Annotated in this window: 30 protein-coding genes and 1 pseudogene; all 31 read left to right on the forward strand. The window is 40.6% G+C overall.

The window, feature by feature from the left end; all coding sequences use genetic code 11:
- A pseudogene (locus ACFILZ_RS04765) lies at positions 1–65 on the forward strand (elongation factor Tu); the annotation flags it as partial.
- A 61-nt stretch (positions 66–126) separates the two neighbouring features.
- On the forward strand, positions 127–435 hold the full coding sequence (gene rpsJ, locus ACFILZ_RS04770) for a 30S ribosomal protein S10 (RefSeq protein WP_005773267.1): 309 nt from the start codon (positions 127–129) through the stop codon (positions 433–435).
- Between the two features lie 27 nt (positions 436–462).
- On the forward strand, positions 463–1,200 hold the full coding sequence (rplC, locus tag ACFILZ_RS04775) for a 50S ribosomal protein L3 (protein WP_375606720.1): 738 nt from the start codon (positions 463–465) through the stop codon (positions 1,198–1,200).
- Positions 1,201–1,202: 2 nt separating this feature from the next.
- Positions 1,203–1,823, forward strand: coding sequence for a 50S ribosomal protein L4 (gene rplD, locus ACFILZ_RS04780; RefSeq protein WP_375608615.1), 621 nt, complete (start codon positions 1,203–1,205; stop codon positions 1,821–1,823).
- Positions 1,820–2,113: a 50S ribosomal protein L23 gene (locus ACFILZ_RS04785; protein ID WP_375606718.1), complete on the forward strand. Its 294-nt coding sequence runs from the start codon at positions 1,820–1,822 to the stop codon at positions 2,111–2,113. Before rplD ends, ACFILZ_RS04785 begins: the two co-directional genes overlap by 4 nt.
- Before the next feature lie 20 nt (positions 2,114–2,133).
- A complete protein-coding gene (gene rplB, locus ACFILZ_RS04790; protein ID WP_375606717.1) occupies positions 2,134–2,967 on the forward strand; it encodes a 50S ribosomal protein L2 in 834 nt (277 codons plus the stop codon).
- A gap of 15 nt (positions 2,968–2,982) precedes the next feature.
- Positions 2,983–3,261 carry a 30S ribosomal protein S19 gene (rpsS, locus tag ACFILZ_RS04795; RefSeq protein ID WP_004855734.1) on the forward strand — a complete coding sequence of 93 codons (279 nt, stop codon included), beginning with the start codon at positions 2,983–2,985 and terminating at the stop codon, positions 3,259–3,261.
- 2 nt (positions 3,262–3,263) lie between these two features.
- Positions 3,264–3,653 carry a 50S ribosomal protein L22 gene (rplV, locus tag ACFILZ_RS04800; protein WP_375610414.1) on the forward strand — a complete coding sequence of 130 codons (390 nt, stop codon included), beginning with the start codon at positions 3,264–3,266 and terminating at the stop codon, positions 3,651–3,653.
- On the forward strand, positions 3,653–4,363 hold the full coding sequence (rpsC, locus tag ACFILZ_RS04805; RefSeq protein ID WP_375606716.1) for a 30S ribosomal protein S3: 711 nt from the start codon (positions 3,653–3,655) through the stop codon (positions 4,361–4,363). The genes rplV and rpsC overlap by 1 nt, the downstream gene beginning before the upstream one ends.
- A gap of 36 nt (positions 4,364–4,399) precedes the next feature.
- Complete coding sequence (gene rplP / locus ACFILZ_RS04810) at positions 4,400–4,813, forward strand: 50S ribosomal protein L16 (protein WP_375606715.1); 414 nt, start codon at positions 4,400–4,402, stop codon at positions 4,811–4,813.
- 12 nt (positions 4,814–4,825) lie between these two features.
- Positions 4,826–5,026: a 50S ribosomal protein L29 gene (rpmC, locus tag ACFILZ_RS04815; RefSeq protein ID WP_375606714.1), complete on the forward strand. Its 201-nt coding sequence runs from the start codon at positions 4,826–4,828 to the stop codon at positions 5,024–5,026.
- An 11-nt stretch (positions 5,027–5,037) separates the two neighbouring features.
- Entirely contained in the window at positions 5,038–5,277 is a 240-nt protein-coding gene (gene rpsQ, locus ACFILZ_RS04820; RefSeq protein ID WP_012231991.1) for a 30S ribosomal protein S17, read from the forward strand.
- A gap of 144 nt (positions 5,278–5,421) precedes the next feature.
- Positions 5,422–5,790, forward strand: coding sequence for a 50S ribosomal protein L14 (gene rplN / locus ACFILZ_RS04825; protein ID WP_004855715.1), 369 nt, complete (start codon positions 5,422–5,424; stop codon positions 5,788–5,790).
- Positions 5,791–5,802: 12 nt separating this feature from the next.
- On the forward strand, positions 5,803–6,117 hold the full coding sequence (gene rplX / locus ACFILZ_RS04830; RefSeq protein WP_273760562.1) for a 50S ribosomal protein L24: 315 nt from the start codon (positions 5,803–5,805) through the stop codon (positions 6,115–6,117).
- Complete coding sequence (gene rplE, locus ACFILZ_RS04835; RefSeq protein WP_375606713.1) at positions 6,110–6,667, forward strand: 50S ribosomal protein L5; 558 nt, start codon at positions 6,110–6,112, stop codon at positions 6,665–6,667. Before rplX ends, rplE begins: the two co-directional genes overlap by 8 nt.
- A gap of 24 nt (positions 6,668–6,691) precedes the next feature.
- Entirely contained in the window at positions 6,692–6,997 is a 306-nt protein-coding gene (gene rpsN, locus ACFILZ_RS04840) for a 30S ribosomal protein S14 (protein ID WP_375606712.1), read from the forward strand.
- A 14-nt stretch (positions 6,998–7,011) separates the two neighbouring features.
- Positions 7,012–7,410 (forward strand): 30S ribosomal protein S8, encoded by a 399-nt coding sequence (rpsH, locus tag ACFILZ_RS04845; RefSeq protein ID WP_375606711.1) that lies wholly within the window; start codon positions 7,012–7,014, stop codon positions 7,408–7,410.
- Between the two features lie 39 nt (positions 7,411–7,449).
- The gene (rplF, locus tag ACFILZ_RS04850) at positions 7,450–7,983 is read left to right on the forward strand and encodes a 50S ribosomal protein L6 (protein WP_375610415.1); all 534 of its coding nucleotides are present in this window, start codon (positions 7,450–7,452) and stop codon (positions 7,981–7,983) included.
- 12 nt (positions 7,984–7,995) lie between these two features.
- Complete coding sequence (gene rplR / locus ACFILZ_RS04855) at positions 7,996–8,358, forward strand: 50S ribosomal protein L18 (protein ID WP_375610416.1); 363 nt, start codon at positions 7,996–7,998, stop codon at positions 8,356–8,358.
- A 111-nt stretch (positions 8,359–8,469) separates the two neighbouring features.
- The gene (rpsE, locus tag ACFILZ_RS04860; RefSeq protein WP_005773287.1) at positions 8,470–9,018 is read left to right on the forward strand and encodes a 30S ribosomal protein S5; all 549 of its coding nucleotides are present in this window, start codon (positions 8,470–8,472) and stop codon (positions 9,016–9,018) included.
- A 31-nt stretch (positions 9,019–9,049) separates the two neighbouring features.
- Entirely contained in the window at positions 9,050–9,256 is a 207-nt protein-coding gene (gene rpmD / locus ACFILZ_RS04865) for a 50S ribosomal protein L30 (RefSeq protein WP_375606709.1), read from the forward strand.
- Between the two features lie 20 nt (positions 9,257–9,276).
- The gene (rplO, locus tag ACFILZ_RS04870; protein ID WP_375610417.1) at positions 9,277–9,744 is read left to right on the forward strand and encodes a 50S ribosomal protein L15; all 468 of its coding nucleotides are present in this window, start codon (positions 9,277–9,279) and stop codon (positions 9,742–9,744) included.
- A gap of 162 nt (positions 9,745–9,906) precedes the next feature.
- On the forward strand, positions 9,907–11,253 hold the full coding sequence (gene secY / locus ACFILZ_RS04875) for a preprotein translocase subunit SecY (RefSeq protein WP_375606731.1): 1,347 nt from the start codon (positions 9,907–9,909) through the stop codon (positions 11,251–11,253).
- Positions 11,250–11,828: an adenylate kinase gene (locus tag ACFILZ_RS04880; protein ID WP_375606707.1), complete on the forward strand. Its 579-nt coding sequence runs from the start codon at positions 11,250–11,252 to the stop codon at positions 11,826–11,828. The genes secY and ACFILZ_RS04880 overlap by 4 nt, the downstream gene beginning before the upstream one ends.
- Before the next feature lie 180 nt (positions 11,829–12,008).
- The gene (gene rpsM / locus ACFILZ_RS04885; RefSeq protein WP_026500557.1) at positions 12,009–12,377 is read left to right on the forward strand and encodes a 30S ribosomal protein S13; all 369 of its coding nucleotides are present in this window, start codon (positions 12,009–12,011) and stop codon (positions 12,375–12,377) included.
- 113 nt (positions 12,378–12,490) lie between these two features.
- On the forward strand, positions 12,491–12,880 hold the full coding sequence (gene rpsK, locus ACFILZ_RS04890) for a 30S ribosomal protein S11 (protein ID WP_007347762.1): 390 nt from the start codon (positions 12,491–12,493) through the stop codon (positions 12,878–12,880).
- Positions 12,881–12,974: 94 nt separating this feature from the next.
- Entirely contained in the window at positions 12,975–13,988 is a 1,014-nt protein-coding gene (locus ACFILZ_RS04895) for a DNA-directed RNA polymerase subunit alpha (RefSeq protein WP_375606706.1), read from the forward strand.
- A gap of 24 nt (positions 13,989–14,012) precedes the next feature.
- Complete coding sequence (gene rplQ, locus ACFILZ_RS04900) at positions 14,013–14,441, forward strand: 50S ribosomal protein L17 (RefSeq protein ID WP_375606705.1); 429 nt, start codon at positions 14,013–14,015, stop codon at positions 14,439–14,441.
- Between the two features lie 267 nt (positions 14,442–14,708).
- Entirely contained in the window at positions 14,709–16,103 is a 1,395-nt protein-coding gene (locus tag ACFILZ_RS04905; protein ID WP_375610418.1) for a DegQ family serine endoprotease, read from the forward strand.
- Positions 16,104–16,112: 9 nt separating this feature from the next.
- The gene (locus ACFILZ_RS04910; protein WP_375610419.1) at positions 16,113–17,438 is read left to right on the forward strand and encodes a replication-associated recombination protein A; all 1,326 of its coding nucleotides are present in this window, start codon (positions 16,113–16,115) and stop codon (positions 17,436–17,438) included.
- Positions 17,439–18,427: 989 nt separating this feature from the next.
- On the forward strand, positions 18,428–19,471 hold the full coding sequence (recA, locus tag ACFILZ_RS04915) for a recombinase RecA (RefSeq protein ID WP_375606702.1): 1,044 nt from the start codon (positions 18,428–18,430) through the stop codon (positions 19,469–19,471).
- Positions 19,472–19,533: the final 62 nt, after the last annotated feature.

A 19,533-nucleotide genomic window follows, 5' to 3' on the forward strand; every position in this document is an offset into this window, starting at 1 on the left:
GTTTTGCTATTCGTGAAGGTGGTCGTACTGTTGGTGCCGGTATCGTCTCTAAGATCATTGAATAAATAATGCTTGTTGAGTGCTTTGATTATTGAAGGCACTTTGTATAACAGGGAAATAAAGAGCATGAACAGTCAGAATATTCGCATTCGCTTGAAAGCGTTTGATCATAGAATTCTTGATACGTCGACGCGTGAGATCGTATCGACTGCTAAACGTACCGGTGCAAATGTCCGTGGTCCCATTCCGCTTCCTACGCGGATTGAGAAGTTTACGGTCAATCGTGGACCGCATATCGATAAGAAAAGTCGTGAGCAGTTTGAGATGCGAACACATAAGCGTCTTCTTGATATTGTTGATCCAACGCCGCAAACAGTGGATGCGCTTATGAAGCTCGATCTTTCTGCTGGTGTGGATGTAGAAATTAAGCTCTGAGGTTTGAGGACAGAAGGAACAGACCCGATGCGTTCAGGTGTAATAGCACAGAAGCTGGGCATGACCCGTATTTATAATGATGCTGGTGAGCATGTGCCGGTGACGGTACTTCGTTTGGAGAATTGTCAAGTCGTTGCTCAGCGTACAGTTGAAAAGAATGGTTATACTGCTGTTCAATTAGGTGTAGGCTTTGCTAAGGTTAAGAATACTTCACAAGCTCTTCGTGGACATTTTGCTAAGGCTTCTGTTGAGCCTAAAGCCAAAATAGCAGAGTTTCGTGTGAGTCCCGACAATCTTCTTGATGTTGGTACTGAGATTACAGTGGAACATTTTGTTCCAGGACAAAGAGTTGATGTGACTGGTACCAGTATTGGTAAGGGGTTTGCTGGTGTTATGAAGCGACATAACTTTGGTGGACATCGTGCTTCTCATGGTAATTCGATCACACATCGTGCTCATGGTTCTACAGGGCAGTGCCAAGATCCTGGTAAAGTTTTTAAAGGCAAAAAAATGGCTGGCCATATGGGGCAAGTGCGTGTAACAACACAGAATATTGAAGTTGTTTCCACTGATAGTGAGCGTGGTTTAATTTTAGTGCGTGGTGCTGTTTCTGGTTCTAAAGGTTCTTGGATTTTGATACGGGATGCTGTGAAGAAGCGTCTTCCTGATAATGCTCCAAAGCCTGCTGGTATTCGCCGTCTTGTGAAGGAGAAAGCGGAAATGGTTACTCCGGTGACGGAAACCTCTGAAGTTGAGGGAGCCTAATAATGGATCTTGTAATTAAAACTCTTGATGGTAATGAAGCTGGCAAATTAAAGGTTTCTGAAGCTATTTTTGATCTTGTTCCGCGTGAGGATATTTTGCAACGCGTTGTTCGTTGGCAGCTTGCACGTCGTCAGCAGGGAAGTCATCAATCCCAAGGTCGTTCTGATGTGTCGCGAACAGGGGCAAAAATGTTTAAACAGAAAGGAACTGGGCGTGCTCGACATTCATCTGCACGTGCACCGCAGTTTAGAGGTGGGGGTAAGGCACATGGACCAGTGGTTCGTAGCCATGCGCATGATCTTCCTAAAAAAATTCGTGCTCTTGGATTGCGTTTTGCGTTATCTGCGAAATTAAAAGCAAAAGATTTAATTATTGTGGATGAGTTGACTGTTAAGGATGCTAAAACGAAAATGCTTGTTTCTCATTTTTCTAAGCTTGGATTTAATAACGCTCTCTTGATTGGTGGTAAGGAGATTGATATTAACTTTTTTCGTGCAGCCTCTAATATCCCTAATATTGACATTTTGCCTATTCAGGGAATTAATGTTTATGATATTTTGCGTCGCAGCAAACTTGTTTTATCAAAAGCAGCTGTTGAGGCTCTTGAGGAGCGTTTTAAATGACAGATCTTCGCCATTATGATATAATTATTAGTCCAGTTATTACTGAAAAGGCGACTATGATTTCTGAATACAATCAAGTTGCTTTTAATGTCGCGCCGAAAGCGACGAAGCCTGAGATTAAGGCTGCTGTTGAAGCGCTTTTTAGCGTAAAAGTTAAAGCAGTTAACACGATAGTCCGTAAGGGTAAAGTGAAGCGTTTCAAAGGTATAGTTGGTCGGCAGAGTGATGTCAAAAAAGCGATCGTAACTCTGGCCAGTGGTCAGACTATCGACGTTTCGACAGGTCTTTAAGAGGCTCGGAGATAGGAATAATGGCACTTAAGCAGTTTAATCCAACGACACCTGGGCAGCGTCAGCTTGTTATTGTGGAACGTTCTTGCCTTTATAAGGGAAAACCTGTAAAGATGTTAACTGAAGGTTTGTCTTCAAAGGGTGGGCGTAATAATCGCGGTCGTGTTACTGCTCGTTTTCAGGGTGGTGGACATAAACGTAGTTATCGGTTTGTCGACTTTAAGCGTCTTAAACGTGATGTTTCAGCAAAGGTTGAGCGTTTAGAGTATGATCCTAATCGTACCGCTTTTATTGCTTTAATCCGTTATGAGGATGGGCAATTGAGTTATATTCTTGCACCACAGCGTCTTGGTGTTGGTGATTCTGTTATGGCTGGTTTAAATGTAGATGTTAAGCCGGGTAATGCTATGCCTCTTGCTAGTATGCCTGTAGGTACAATTATTCATAATGTTGAGATGAAGCCAGGAAAAGGCGGACAGATTGCACGTTCAGCAGGTGCTTATGCGCAGTTGGTTGGACGAGATCATGGTATGGCTATTCTTCGTTTAAATTCTGGTGAACAGCGTTTGGTTCCCAGTAGCTGTTTTGCAACTGTTGGCGCTGTTTCAAATCCTGATCATGGGAATATTAATGATGGTAAAGCAGGTCGGTCACGTTGGCGTGGTAAGCGTCCACATGTTCGCGGTGTTGCTATGAACCCCGTTGATCATCCACACGGTGGCGGTGAAGGTCGTACATCAGGGGGGCGCCATCCAGTATCTCCTTGGGGTAAACCTACGAAAGGTAAGCGTACGCGCTCTAATAAAGCCACTGATAAATTTATTATGCGTACGCGTCATCAACGCAAGAAATGAGAAAGGTAGTCTGAAGTGGTTCGTTCAGTTTGGAAAGGTCCGTTTGTTGACGGCTATCTTCTTGGTAAAGCAGAGAAGGTACGTGCAAGTGGGCGCAATGAAGTTATAAAAATATGGAGTCGTCGCTCTACTATTTTGCCGCAATTTGTTGGTTTAACTTTTGGTGTTTACAACGGTAATAAGCACATTCCTGTTTCTGTTTCTGAAGAGATGGTTGGGCATAAGTTTGGTGAGTTCGCTCCTACCCGGACTTATTATGGTCATGGTGCCGATAAAAAAGCAAAGAGGAAGTAGGAATGGGAAAAGCTAAAGTTTCGCGCCAACTTAAAGATAATGAAGCAAGAGCTGTCACACGGACAATTCGTGTTAGTCCGCGGAAACTTAATTTAGTTGCTGCAATGATTCGTGGTAAAAGAGTTAATGTCGCACTCGCTGATTTGATGTTTTCACGCAAGCGTATTGCTGCTACTGTGAAAAAAACGCTTGAATCAGCAATTGCAAATGCAGAGAATAACCACGATCTTGATATTGATTCGCTTGTTGTGGCGGAAGCTTATGTTGGTAAGTCGATAGTGATGAAGCGCTTTCATGTTCGTGGTCGAGGGCGTGCGAGTAGAATTGAACGTCCATTTTCGCATCTTACTGTTATTGTTCGTGAAGTTACCGAAAAAGTGGAGGCCGCGTAATGGGTCAGAAGATCAATCCAATAGGACTTCGTCTTGGTGTTAATCGGACTTGGGACTCTCGTTGGTATGCTGATAGTGGTGAATATGGACGTCTTCTTCATGAAGATTTGAAAATTCGTTCGTATGTGCTTGAGGAGCTTAAACAGGCGGCTATTTCTAAGGTCGTTATTGAGCGTCCTCATAAAAAGTGTCGTATTACGATTCATTCTGCACGTCCTGGTTTGATTATTGGTAAAAAAGGTGCTGATATCGAAAAGCTTCGTCATAAACTCTCAGAAATGACGGATGCTGAAACTTCATTGAATATTGTGGAGATTCGTAAACCGGAGATTGATGCGACAATTATTGCGCAATCAATTGCTCAACAGTTAGAGCGTCGTGTTGCTTTTCGTCGTGCAATGAAGCGTGCTGTTCAGTCTGCTATGCGTCTTGGTGCGGAAGGTATTCGTATCAATTGTTCTGGCCGTCTTGGTGGTGCTGAAATTGCTCGTATGGAATGGTATCGTGAAGGTCGTGTTCCACTTCATACCTTGCGTTCTGATGTTGATTACGGTACAGCAGAAGCTAAGACCGCTTATGGTATTTGTGGTATTAAAGTTTGGGTCTTTAAGGGTGAGATTCTTGAGCATGATCCGATGGCTTCAGAACGTCGTGCTACGGAAGTTGATCAATCTGGTTCTTCATCGAATCGTCGTCGCGAAAATGCTTAGTTTTTGAGATTGAACTAAATTTTGGAGTAGAGAACAATGTTGCAGCCAAAGCGCACAAAGTTCCGTAAACAGTTCAAAGGCCGTATTCACGGTTTTTCGAAGGGTGGTACGGATTTGAATTTCGGTGCCTACGGTTTGAAGGCTGTTGAGCCAGAGCGGGTTACTGCTCGTCAAATTGAAGCGGCGCGTCGTGCGATTACACGTTATATGAAGCGTTCTGGTCGTGTGTGGATTCGCATTTTTCCAGATCTTCCGGTTACATCTAAACCGACTGAAGTTCGTATGGGTAAAGGTAAGGGAAGTGTTGATTATTGGGCTGCACGTGTTGCTCCTGGGCGCGTCATGTTTGAGCTTGATGGCGTTCCGGAGGATGTTGCACGTGAAGCACTAAGATTGGGTGCTGCAAAGTTGCCTATAAAAACGCGTTTCATCCAGCGTATTGCTGAATAATGAGGTTAAGCGATGAGAGCCACAGAATTACGGGCGCAAACGCTCGACCAAATGAAAGATGAATTGGCTAAGTTAAAGAAAGAGCAATTTAATTTGCGTTTTCAAAAAGCAACAGGTCAATTAGAAAAGACTGCGCGCGTTAGACAAGTTCGTCGTGATATTGCGCGTATTAAAACTTTTCTTCGTCAAAAGATAAGTGAAAGTAAGGTTTAAGGAAATAAGAGATGCCTAAACGCGTTTTGCAGGGTGTTGTTATTAGCGACAAAAGTGATAAGACTGTTGTTGTCAAAGTTGAACGCCGTTATTCTCATCCGCTTCTTAAGAAGACTGTTCGGCAGTCTAAAAATTATAAAGCGCATGACGAAAACAACCAATTCAAGATTGGGGATCAAGTTTCTATTCAAGAATCTAGACCAATTTCGAAAGATAAGTGTTGGATTGTTGTAAAAGACAATGTAGCGTAATGAGTTAAGCTTATTGTTTTAGAATTTAACAGTGTGGTTATCATTGATAAATTTGAAGGCGATAACTTTATCGTTATTTGGCAGGCAAATCCGAGTGTGTAAAAGATACAATCGGATATATGTGTTAAGAGAAGGTGGCCAGTCATGATTCAGATGCAAACAAACCTCGACGTTGCTGATAATTCTGGAGCGCGTCGTGTCATGTGCATCAAAGTGTTAGGCGGTTCAAAGCGAAAATATGCTTCGGTCGGTGACATTATTGTTGTTTCGGTTAAGGATGCAATTCCTCGTGGCCGTGTTAAAAAAGGTGATGTTATGAAAGCTGTTGTGGTTCGTACTGCTAAGGATATTCGTCGCGCAGATGGTAGTGTCATTCGTTTTGATAGTAATGCTGCGGTTTTAGTGGATAATAAAAAAGAGCCGATCGGTACGCGTATTTTTGGACCTGTTCCTCGTGAATTGCGTGGTAGGAATCATATGAAGATCATCTCTCTCGCTCCTGAAGTGCTGTAAGGAGTAGATGTTATGCAGAAGATTCGAAAAGGTGATAAAGTTGTTGTTTTATCCGGTAAGGATAAAGGATGTAGTGGTGAAGTAATTAAGGTTAATCCGAAAGATAATAAGGCTTTTGTTCGTGGGGTTAATATGATTAAACGTCATCAACGTCAAACGCAGAAGCAAGAAGCTGGAATTATTTCTAAGGAAGCTCCAATTCATCTGTCTAATTTGGCGATTGCTGATCCTAAAGATGGTAAGCCTACACGTGTAGGTTTTCGTATGAATGCAGATGGTAATAAAGTGCGTTTTGCCAAGCGTTCGGGAGAGTTGATTAATGGCTGAGGAAAGACAAATACCGCGTATGAAAGCGCATTATTTTGAAGTGATCCGTAAAACACTTCAAGAAAAGTTTAATTACAAAAATGCGATGCAAATTCCGCGGATTGATAAAATTGTGATAAATATGGGGATAGGTGAAGCGACTGCTGATTCGAAAAAGCCTTCCCTTGCTGCTGAGGATTTAGGACTTATAACAGGACAGAAGGCCGTTATTACGCGTGCACGTAATTCTATTGCAACCTTTAAGGTTCGTGAAGGAATGCCTCTTGGGGCTAAAGTTACATTGCGTAAAGATCGTATGTTTGAGTTTTTAGATCGTCTTGTTACGATTGCTCTTCCGCGGGTTCGTGACTTTCGTGGTTTAAATCCAAAAAGCTTTGATGGTCGTGGCAATTTTGCTATGGGTATTAAAGAACACATTGTGTTTCCAGAGATTAACTATGATAAAGTTGATCAAATTTGGGGCATGGATATTATCGTTTGTACGACAGCAAAAACGGATGATGAAGCTCGTGAACTATTGCGTGCTTTTAATTTTCCTTTTCGTTCGTAACGGCAAACGTAGCGAGGTGAAATTATGGCCAAAGTAAGTGCCGTTGAAAAAAATAAACGTCGTGAGGTGATGGTGAAGCGTTATGCTGCACGTCGTGCACGTTTGAAAGCAATAGTGATGGATCAGAAGGTTTCTCTTGAAGAACGCTTTAAAGCTTCCGTTCAATTAGCAGAATTGCCACGTAATTCTGCAAAAGTTCGTGTTCGTAATCGCTGTGAGGTTTCAGGTCGTCCACGGGCTTATTACCGTAAGTTAAAAATGTCGCGAATTGCATTGCGTGAACTTGGCTCTGTGGGCCATATCCCTGGTATTGTAAAGTCTAGTTGGTAAGAGGAGATTATTCAATGTCTATGTCAGATCCTCTTGGTGATATGTTAACACGTATTCGTAATGCACTTGGTCGTAAAAAAGGCAAAGTGGTTACTCCGGCTTCGAAGCTTCGTGCACACGTTCTTGATGTTTTGCAGTCAGAAGGTTATATTCGGGGATATAATCGCGTTGATTTAGGTGATGGAAAAGCTGAAATTGAAATCGAGTTGAAGTATTTTGAAGGGTTGGCTGCTATTCGTGAGATTTCACGTGTGTCAAAGCCAGGTCGTCGTGTGTATGTTTCCGCTAAGTCGCTTCCGCAGGTGGCAAATGGTTTAGGTATTTCGATTTTATCGACTCCTAAAGGCGTTATGGCGGATCATGAAGCGCGTGAACAGAATGTTGGTGGAGAACTCCTTTGTCGTGTTTTCTAAGTTATGTCAAGAAAACGGAAGAAAAAGTAGGTTAGAACAATGTCTCGTATTGGAAAGAAACCCATTTCAATTCCTTCTGGAGTTACTGCTACTGTTGAAGGTCAGCTGGTTAAGGCAAAAGGTCCAAAAGGTGAGCTGAGTTACGTCGTCAATGATGAAGTCTTGATCAAACTTGAGGAGAATATCATATCAGTTATGCCGCGGGATCAGTCAAAAGATGCGCGTTCTAAATGGGGTATGTCGCGCTCAATGATTGAGAACATTTTTTGTGGTGTGAAAGATGGTTTTGAAAAGAGATTGGAGATTAATGGGGTTGGTTATCGTGCTGCTTTGCAGGGTAAGGATGTCCAACTATCTCTGGGCTTCTCACATGATGTGGTTTATAAAGTTCCGTCGGGTGTGACTGTGACTGTTCCTAAGCCAACGGAAATTGTTGTTTCTGGAATTGATAAACAGCAAGTTGGACAAGTTGCAGCGGAGATTCGTGAGTATCGTAGGCCTGAGCCTTATAAAGGTAAAGGTGTTAAGCATGCAGATGAACGTATCTTCCGTAAAGAAGGTAAAAAGAAATAAGGATTTTGTATTATGGTTTCATCTAAGGACATTATCCAACGTCGTGCGAGGCGTGTTCGTCGTAGAATTAAAATGGTTTCTCATGATCGTCCTCGGCTTAGTGTTTATCGTTCAAATCAGAACATTTATGCTCAAGTTATCGATGACTTGCGGGGATGTACACTTGTTTCAGCCTCTACTCTTGAAGGTGATTTGAAAAAATCGTTAAAGAGTGGTGCTAATAAAGAAGCCGCTTTCGCTATTGGTAAGTTAATTGCTGAACGTGCGAAGCAAGTTGGTGTAAGTGACGTGGTTTTTGATCGTGGAGCCTATGTGTACCATGGTCGTGTCAAGGCTTTGGCTGAAGCTGCTCGTGAAGGTGGTTTGAATTTCTAAATTTTCCTCTTTATGAATGTGTAAGGAGAGTTTAGAGTGTTTCGTTTAGGTTCTTCTGGTTTGATGAGGAGCTTTATTATCGTGCTTCCGGAAAAGAAAAAGGAATGAGGAATGGCACAAAAAGAACGTGGTGAGAGAGAAGAACGCGATAATGAATTTGTCGATAGGCTTGTTCATATAAATCGTGTTGCTAAAGTTGTAAAGGGTGGTCGGCGTTTTGGTTTTGCCGCTCTTGTTGTTGTTGGAGATCAAAAAGGGCGTGTGGGTTTTGGTCATGGTAAAGCTCGTGAAGTTCCGGAAGCTGTTCGTAAAGCAACGGAATCTGCAAAGCGTGGGATGATTTATGTTCCGCTTCGGTCTGGACGCACATTGCATCATGATCTTGAAGGTCGTCACGGAGCGGGGCGTGTTTTATTGCGTTCAGCTTCTGCGGGTACTGGGATTATTGCTGGAGGGCCGATGCGGGCTATTTTTGAAGCTCTTGGTATGCAGGATGTTGTTGCAAAATCATTAGGATCTTCGAACCCTTATAACATGGTTCGTGCAACATTTGATGCATTGAAACATCAAATGCATCCTCGAGATATTGCTGCTCAGCGTGGTATAAAATACTCAACTTTGCAGGCGCGTCGTCGCCATTTAGTTGATGTAGAAGGGTAGTTTCTGAGATTATCAGAAAAGGAATTAGGAAATGGTTCAAAAAAAATCTCAGAGTGGTAAAACTGTGATGGTAGAGCAAATTGGAAGCCCTATTCGAAAATCACAGATTCAGCGTGCAACCTTAAAAGGGCTTGGATTAAATAAGATGCGTCGGCGGCGTGTTTTAGAAGATACACTTTGTGTACGGGGTATGATTGCTCAGGTTCGGCATCTTGTTCGCGTTATAGATGAAGATTAAGGGTTGCAGGAGTATTAGATATGAAACTCAATGAACTGCGTGATTGCGAAGGCGCAACAAAAAATCGTAAGCGTGTTGGGCGAGGTATTGGCTCGGGTATTGGTAAGACTGGTGGTCGCGGTGTCAAAGGACAAAGGTCACGTTCTGGTGTTTCCCTTAATGGTTTTGAAGGTGGGCAAATGCCTATCTATCGTCGTTTACCGAAACGTGGATTTAAGAATTTCTTCGCCAAAACCTATAATGAAGTTTCTTTGGGACGTATTCAGTCAGCCGTTGATGCAGGAAAATTGGATATTGAAAAGCCTGTTGATATGATTGCTTTGAAAGAGGCTGGTATTATTCGTCGTAAAAAGGACGGGATTCGTCTTCTTTCTGATGGTGATTTGAAAGCTAAGATTATCTTTCATGTTTCTGGAGCTTCAGAAGCTACTCGTGTTAAAGTTGAAAAAGTGGGTGGTCAGATTATTTTTCCTGATGTTGTTCAATAACTTTTTTGATATGAGTAGAGATCTGAAGAAGGGTTATATATATTCTGCAAAATGTTTTGTGTGGAATTTTTTAAGTTCCGCATTTATTCTTGTATAAAGATATGAGTTTTAGGGTTATACTTCTGTGATTTAAAGAACTGGAGTGTGAAGTGGAGACGTTTTATGGCATCAGCAGCAGAGCAATTTGCTTCCAATATCAACTTCGGTACCTTTTCGCGTGCAACTGAATTAAAGAAACGCATCTGGTTTACTCTGGCGGCACTTCTTGTCTATCGTTTTGGCACTTATATCTCTCTTCCAGGTATTAATATTGATGCTTTACGGCAGACCTTTGAACATCATGCATCAGGTGTATTAGGACTCTTTAATATGTTTGCAGGAGGTGCTGTTGGGCGTATGGCGATTTTTGCGCTGGGTATCATGCCTTATATCTCAGCATCTATTATTGTACAGTTGTTAACATCTATTATTCCTTCTTTGGAGACTCTTAAAAAAGAAGGGGAATTAGGTCGTAAGGTTATTAATCAGTATACGCGTTATGTAACAGTTGTATTGGCAATTCTACAAGCTTTCGGTATCGCGGTTGCGCTTGAAAGCGGTATAGGGACAGGGCTTCAAATTGTTTTAGAACCAGGTCTGATGTTTCGTATCTCTTCTGTTATTACACTTGTTGGTGGGACAATGTTTCTCATGTGGCTTGGCGAGCAAATTACGTCACGCGGTGTTGGTAATGGGGTTTCTCTCATCATTTTTACAGGAATTGTAGCTAACTTTCCTTCTACTTTTGCTCAGCTTTTAACAGCTCATAGCCAAGCTGATTTATCAACTTTTCTTTTAATAGGGATCGTCCTTATTGCTATTTTGGTTATCGGACTTATTGTTTTTATAGAGCGTGCGCAACGGCGAATTCTTATTCAGTACCCGAAGCGTCAGGTTGGTAATCAAATGTTTCAAGGCGATATGTCGCATCTTCCTTTAAAGTTGAATACTGCTGGTGTTATTCCACCTATTTTTGCTTCATCTTTATTGTTATTACCAGCTACTATTAATAATTTTTCTGATAAAATGCCACAATGGGTTCAGGCTATTTCTTATTCTCTTGGTCATGGACAGCCACTTTATATGATCGTTTATGCATTTTTAATGGCGTTTTTCTGCTTTTTTTATACGGCGATAGTGTTTAATCCAAGTGATACTGCAGATCAGTTGAAAAAACATTCTGGTTTTATTCCAGGGATTCGTCCAGGTGAACGCACAGCCCAATATATTGATTACGTTTTGACACGTATTACTGTTGTGGGGGCACTTTATATCATCTTGGTTTGTTTGTTGCCTGAATTTATGATATCTGCATTACAGGTACCTTTTTATCTTGGGGGGACGTCCTTGTTGATTGTTGTTACTGTCACACTTGATACAGTTGCTCAAATTCAGGGATACCTTGTTGCTCACCAATATGAAGGGTTGATAAAAAAATCAAAACTTCGTGGAGGTAGAAGGAATCGATGAGGGTTATTCTTTTAGGTCCTCCTGGAGCGGGGAAAGGAACACAAGCAAAAATGTTGACTGAGGAATACAACATTCCTCATTTATCAACAGGGGATATGTTGCGTGAGGTGATTGCCAAAGAAACGGATACTGGTAAAAAAGCTAAAGCTATTATAAGTTCTGGTGCTTTGGTTCCTGATAGTATTGTTAATCAAATCGTATCAGATCGGATTGATGGAGCTGATTGTGTAAACGGTTTTGTTTTGGATGGATATCCGCGAACTGTGGGGCAAGCAGAAGCGTTGCAACAGATACTCGATTCAAAAAATATGCAGCTTAATGCTGTTGTTGAGTTGTGTGTTGATGAAGACGTGTTGATTGAACGTATGAAGAAGCGCGTTGAGGAAACAATAGCGGTTGGTGGACAGGTTCGTTTAGATGACAATCCTGTTGCTTTTGCAAAAAGATTAGTAGAATATCGTGAAAAAACAGCTCCCTTATCAAAATTTTATTCAGAGAGGGGAATGTTGAAGGTTATTGATGGAATGATTGGTGTTGCTGAAGTGACACGTATGATTAGAGGGTTTCTTTCATGAGATTTTTTTTAGAAATAAATGAAAAGAGTTGACTTTTGAGATGAAATCTATCAAAAGTGAATCTAATTTATTTTAGTGAAATAATAGGATTCGGAAGAATTTTTTTCTGAGTCTATTTTTTTCTGTAAGGTATATCAGGTATTTTATAAAAATTTGTCAACATAACTAAGGAGAGTAGGCGTGGCTCGTATCGCTGGCGTCAATATCCCGACAAATAAGCGTGTAATTATTGCGCTTCAATATATCCACGGGATTGGACCAAAATTTGCTCAAGAAATTATTGAAAGAGTTGGCATTCCTTTGGGGCGTCGTGTGCATGAGCTTTCAGATGCTGAGGTGCTGCAGATTCGTGAGGCGATAGATCAGGGCTATCAAGTTGAAGGTGATCTTCGTCGTGAAGTGGCTATGAATGTTAAGCGTTTGATGGACCTTGGTTGTTATCGTGGATTGCGGCATCGTCGATCTTTGCCTGTCCGAGGACAGCGTACGCATACGAATGCTCGTACGCGTAAGGGGCCTGCTAAGGCAATTGCCGGTAAGAAGAAATAAGGGCCTTTGTGGAAGGTTTTTATATATTCTTTTTCTTGTTTGATTTGTTTGGCAAGGAAAAAAGGTGGAGCTGCTGATGTTACGGCAGTGATGAGATCGTTGAAAGGGAAATTATGGCCAAGGAAGCCACACGTGTTCGTCGTCGCGAACGTAAAAATATTTCATCGGGTGTTGTGCATATTAATTCAACATTTAATAATACAATGATTACTATTACTGATGCTCAGGGTAATGCAATTGCTTGGTCATCTGCGGGAGCTCAGGGGTTTAAAGGTGCGCGTAAATCGACACCTTTTGCTGCTCAAGTTGCTGCGGAGGATTGTGCAAGAAAAGCGCAAGAGCATGGTATGCGTTCTTTGGAAGTTGAAGTTTGTGGACCTGGATCAGGGCGTGAATCTGCTCTACGTGCATTGCAATCTGTTGGTTTTGTCATTACTTCTATTCGCGATGTAACACCAATTCCTCATAATGGATGTCGTCCGCGGAAAAGGCGGCGTGTTTAATTGGGTGTTGTTTTTTGTTGTCGGAGATTTCTCTGATGTTCACATTGGTCGTTACGATTGAATGGTAACGGAACTAAAGAACGGGAATAAAAATATGATCCAGAAAAACTGGCAGGAACTTATTAAACCCAATAAGGTTGAGTCATGTGCACATGATAATCCAAATATTATAAGTGTGATTGCTGAACCTCTTGAGCGTGGTTTTGGTTTAACGTTAGGAAATGCGCTTCGTCGCGTGTTGTTATCTTCGCTTCGTGGTGCTGCTATTACTGCTGTGCAGATTGACGGTGTCTTGCATGAATTTTCATCGATTCCAGGTGTGCGTGAGGATGTTACGGATATTATTCTGAATATAAAAGAAATTGCGCTTCGTATGGAAGAAGAAGGGCCTAAACGTGTCGTTGTTTATAAAGAGGGGCCTGGTGTCGTGAAAGCGGGAGATATCAGTACAGTTGGGGATATGGAAATTCTAAATCCAGATCATGTTATTTGTACTCTTGATGAAGATGCTGAAATTCGCATGGAATTTGTTGTCAACACAGGAAAGGGGTATGTTCCATCTGATCGTAATTGTGCTGATGATGCGCGTATAGGGCTTATTCCAATTGATAGTCTTTATTCACCGATCCGTAGGGTATCTTATAAAGTAGAAAATACACGTGAAGGTCAAGTTCTCGATTATGATAAATTAACGCTCACGATTGAAACAAACGGTGCTGTTAATGGTGAGGATGCTGTTGCTTTTGCAGCACGCATTCTTCAGGATCAATTATCGTTATTTATTAACTTTGAAGAACCACAGAAGGAGCCTGTTGAAGAGGTTGATTCTGAGCTTTCTTTTAATCCTGCACTTCTCAAAAAAGTGGATGAATTAGAACTTTCAGTTCGTTCGGCAAATTGTCTTAAGAATGATAATATTGTCTATATTGGTGATCTGATTCAAAAAACAGAATCTGAAATGCTTCGGACACCGAACTTTGGTCGCAAATCGTTGAATGAGATTAAAGAAGTTTTGGCGTGTATGGGTTTACATCTTGGGATGGAAATTCCTGCGTGGCCGCCTGAAAACATTGATGATCTTGCAAAACGTTATGAAGATCAATATTAGAATTAGAATTTAAGGAGAGGGCTTATGCGCCATAGTAAGTCAGGACGCAAGTTGAACCGTACTGCCAGTCACCGTAAAGCGATGTTTGCAAATATGGCAACTTCGTTGATCGAGCATGAGCAGATTGTGACAACGCTTCCAAAGGCTAAAGAAATTCGTCCTATTGTTGAAAAACTCGTTACTCTTGGTAAGCGTGGTGGTTTGCATGCGCGTCGGCAAGCAATTGCAGCACTTCGTGATGCAGGAAAAGTTGCAAAATTATTTGATACGCTTGCGCCACGTTATGCATCACGCAACGGTGGGTATTTACGTATTATGAAAGCGGGGTTTCGTACCGGTGATAATGCGCCCATGGCTGTTATAGAATTTGTTGATCGTGATGTCGAAGCGAAAGGGGCTGGGGATCGCATTCGTATGGAGGCTTCTGAGAATGAAAAGGAAACTTCTTCGTAAAGTTTTTTTATTCTGTTGAATTTTTAAAGGCCGCCTTGTCTTGGGCGGTTTTTTTGTGAGCATTTTTAAGTTTGTTTTAGTTGAGAAATAGGTGCAGAGAGAAAATTATAGAATATTGAATTATTTTATTTTTATAATATTTATTGTTCAAATAGGTTGTTTTTATTCTCTATTATGAAATATTAATAGAGGTCCTTAATTTGCGGGGATGCGTTTTTTTATTCTATTAATCTTCAACAGAATGTGCTGATTTTAAAGGAGTGGATTATGAGGTATTCTTTTTGGGTGCGGATTTTTTTTGCAATTATGATGCAGATATCATTTGATCATGTATATGCTCATATCCCTCAAACACAAACAGAAATCACCCTTTCATTTGCTCCTTTAGTTAAAAAGACAGTTCCATCTGTTGTAAATATTTATGCAGCTCGACAAATTAGAGCACGATCACCTTTTGAAGGCGATCCATTTTTTGAGCAATTTTTTGGTCGTTTTCAAAATAAATTTCCTGTTCGTAAGCAATCGTCATTAGGATCAGGGGTGATTGTTGATGCACGTGGTTTGATCGTTACAAATTACCACGTCATTAAAGATGCAAGCGAAATTAAAGTGGCTTTTTCTGATGGGCGGGAGTTTGAGAGTAAGGTCGTGCTCAAAGATGAAGCGACTGATATTGCAATTCTTGAAGTTAAGGAAAAAGATGCTCAATTTCCAGTTCTTTCTTTGGGAAATTCTGATGCTGTTGAAGTTGGTGATCTTGTTCTTGCTATTGGTAATCCTTTTGGTGTTGGTCAAACAGTTACAAGTGGTATTGTTTCAGCGCAAGCGCGTACACGTGTTGGGATTTCTGATTTTGACTTTTTTATTCAAACAGACGCAGCCATTAATCCAGGGAATTCTGGTGGCGCTTTAATTGATATGAAAGGTCAGTTAATCGGAATTAATACGGCTATTTATTCGCGTTCGGGTGGTTCTGTAGGGATTGGTTTTGCTATTCCAGTTAATCTTGTAAAAGTGATGCTTGATACTGTTAAACGCGGTGGAAAATATTTTGTGCCGCCTTATATTGGTGCTTCTTTTCAAAATGTTACACCTGATATTGCTGGTGGTTTAGGTTTAGAACGTCCCTATGGTGCTCTGATTGTTGAAGTTATCAAAGATAGTCCTGCTGAAAAAGCTGGATTGAAAGTAGGTGATGTTATTTTGAGTGTGCAGGGGGTACGCGTTGACAGTCCAGATAGTCTTGGGTATCGTTTGATGACAGCTGACGTTGAGCATAGTCTTGCCTTGGAATATTTACGAAGTGGAAAAATTTTAAAAACACAAATAACAGTTTCATCGATATCAGAAACTGCATTTTTAAAATCTGAAAAAATTACGGGTGACAGTCCTCTTGCTGGTGCTGAGGTGTTAGATTTAACACCTCAAAATAGTCGACGTTTTCATCTTCCTATATCTGCAAAAGGGGTTGTGATTACCAATCTTGAGGAAATGAGCAATGCAGCTGGAATTTTTCAGTCAGGAGATATTCTACGTGTTGTAAATGGCCATAAAATTCAAACAGTTCATCAATTGAAAAAGGTTCTTATGCAAGGTCGCTCAAATATGTGGCAATTGGAATATGAACGTGATGGTATGTATATTCGCCAATTTATTCGTTGAGGTTTTTTTTTGAAGAAAGATTTTTTTACTTCGTCGTTTGATTTTCAAGTTAATAAAAGTCAGCCACTTGCAGAAAGAATGCGCCCTTGTTCTCTCAATGATGTTGTGGGACAAAAGCATTTGATTGGAGAGGATGGTTTGCTTTCACGTATGGCGGCAACTGGCTCAATTGGATCGATGATTTTTTGGGGACCTCCAGGGACGGGAAAAACGACTGTTGCACGTTTGTTAGCCCTTGAAACAAATTTCGCGTTTGAGCAGGTTTCTGCTATTTTTACCGGAGTTTCTGAACTTAAAAAGATTTTTGAAGTTGCGCAGAGGCGTTTTATATCTGGGGATAAGACACTTCTTTTTGTTGATGAAATTCATCGGTTTAATCGTGCTCAGCAGGATAGTTTTCTTTCTGTGATGGAAGAGGGTACTGTGGTACTTATAGGCGCAACAACCGAAAATCCTTCTTTTGAACTGAATGCTGCCCTTCTTTCGCGTGCACGTGTTTTAACATTTCTTTCTCATGATCATGAAAGTTTGAACCTGCTTTTGAGGCGTGCTGAAGAAGTTGAGGGAACATGTCTACCCTTGGATAATGATGCCAGAGACGTTTTGATAGAGATGTCTGATGGTGATGCGCGTGTTGCATTAACATTGGCAGAGGAAGTTTGGTCTATTGCACCATTGGGAGAGGTTCTTGATGTTGTTGCTTTGCAAAAAGTTATTCAGCGTCGTGCGCCCATTTATGATAAAGGACGAGATGGGCATTATAATCTCATTTCAGCGTTGCATAAATCCGTTCGTGGATCTGATCCTGATGCTGCGCTTTATTATTTGGCACGTATGTTGGATGCTGGTGAAGATCCTCTCTATATTGGGCGAAGGTTGGTTCGTATGGCTGTTGAAGATGTTGGTTTGGCGGATCCTCAAGCTCTTATCATTTGTAATGCAGCAAAAGATGCCTATGATTATTTAGGATCACCAGAAGGAGAATTGGCTTTGGCGCAAGCATGTCTTTATGTTGCAACTGCGCCAAAGTCAAATGCAGCATATCTTGCGTATAAAGCAGCACTGCGTTGTGCGCGCAAAAATGGCTCTTTACCACCCCCTAAGCATATTCTTAATGCTCCTACGAAATTTATGAAAGAAGAAGGGTATGGAAGTGGTTATTGTTATGACCATGATGAACCAGACGCTTTTTCAGGACAAGAATATTTTCCCGAAAAACTTGGGCGTCAGAGTTATTATAAACCAGTTGAGCGTGGTTTTGAGCGTGAAATTGTGAAACGTCTTGAGTGGTGGCAACAGTTGCGCAAAAAACGTAAAGATCAAAATAAAATTTGAGTTGAAATATGTTTTTTATTAATCTCAGATTTATTTTTTATCTCTTATGTTATTATATGAGAAATTTAGTTTATATTTTAAACATTTATTGCATTGCTTGTAGAGATTTTTTTTGATATCTTCAAAATTGCATATTTTTTCAAATTTAAATATGTCATTCAACTTTTAAGCTGCTTTATTTTTTTTGGTTTTTATTAAATAATATATTGACTTATAATGATAATTGACTGTTTCGTAAGTTGAATGAAAGTTTCAAATACCGTAAATTTCTCTCATCCCAAGTCTGTTATTTGTTGAAGCAATCAGGTTATTCTGTTGCATGTTACAAGCAGGATTAGCGTGTGATAAAAACCGTACAAGAAAGGACTAAAAATTCCTTTTATGAATCGTCTCAAATGCCGAGAGCTGTGGCAACCTTAGGGGATGATAAATAGTGTGATGGTGCCAGCTTTCTCCTTCTATAGTGTAAAGATGGTGGCGTCAAAAAGTCTTACAGTATACCACATTCATAGGTGTTGTCACGAAGTGAGCTTGGAAGTTTTGAGAGGTATTTCTTAAATTAAGTGTATGAATATGCAACACAATGGCGTTTTGTTCTTCGATGCAATAGGGTATGAGGTTGATTGATGATGCGTTTTTTGTGTGATCAATAGCGGGAGAATTTTTAGTCTCTCAAGTATTTAATCAAAGGGATAAACAGAAGGGCTATAGAACATTGTGTTGAAATTTAAATTGTTCCTTTTCTAGAGAGATATAAATGTGTTAACTTGCTCTCTTAGGAAGTATTGTTTTATTAGAATTTATTTTTTGTGTCATAAGATAAGCAATGCCAATTCTTTATTGTGATGCTCATGATATGTTATGGACATAAGGTGGGGATAGGAATGCAAATAGTCTGTGAAAATCTAAACTCAAGACTTTAGTTAAATTAAAAGTACAGTGTAAAATTTAAGTGTTAGATTATTTATGAATCGGTCAAGGATATAATCGTGGATAAAACAAAAGCTCTCGATGCTGCTCTCTCACAAATTGAACGTTCTTTTGGTAAAGGCTCGATTATGCGTCTTGGGCAAAAAGAGCAGGTTGTTGAAATTGAAACAGTTCCAACAGGGTCATTATCCTTGGATATTGCTTTAGGGATTGGTGGATTACCCAAGGGGCGCATTGTTGAGATTTATGGACCAGAAAGTTCTGGGAAAACAACATTGGCTCTCCATGCTATTGCTGAGGCACAGAAAAGTGGTGGGATTTGTGCTTTTATTGATGCAGAGCATGCACTTGATCCTATTTATGCGCGTAAGCTTGGTGTTGATTTAGAAAATTTGTTCATTTCTCAACCAGATACTGGTGAACAGGCATTGGAAATTACAGAGACGTTGGTTCGTTCTGGTGCAGTTGATGTGCTTGTTGTGGATTCTGTTGCAGCTTTAACACCGCGTGCGGAAATCGATGGTGAAATGGGGGATGCTTTGCCTGGATTGCAAGCGCGATTGATGAGTAAAGCATTGCGAAAATTAACAGCAGCGATTTTTCGCTCTAATTGTATGGTTGTTTTTATTAATCAAATTCGCATGAAAATTGGGGTGATGTTTGGTTCGCCTGAAACAACAACAGGGGGAAACGCTTTAAAGTTTTATGCTTCTGTTCGTTTGGATATTCGTCGCATTGGGTCTATTAAAGATAGGGATGCAATCGTTGGTAATCAGACGCGTGTTAAAGTGGTGAAAAATAAATTGGCACCTCCGTTCAAACAGGTTGAGTTTGATATTATTTATGGTGAAGGCATTTCTAAAGTAGGTGAATTGATTGATTTGGGTGTTAAGGTTGGTATTGTGGAAAAATCTGGTGCATGGTTTTCTTATAATTCTCAGCGTTTAGGACAGGGGCGTGAAAATGCAAAGCAGTTTTTACGTGAACATGCGGAAGTTGCTACAGAAATTGAAGCAGCTTTGCGCCAAAATGCTGGTTTGATTGCCATTGAATTGTTAGAAAATGCAGGTTCAGAAAATACAGAGAGCGATGAAGCCATTTGATGGAGCGTTTTTTCATCTATAATTTTTTTCATTTAAGATTTTTTCTGTTTTTATTTGTTTGA

Source organism: Bartonella sp. AP40SXNS, from assembly GCF_042195825.1.
Taxonomy (GTDB): Bacteria; Pseudomonadota; Alphaproteobacteria; order Rhizobiales; family Rhizobiaceae; genus Bartonella.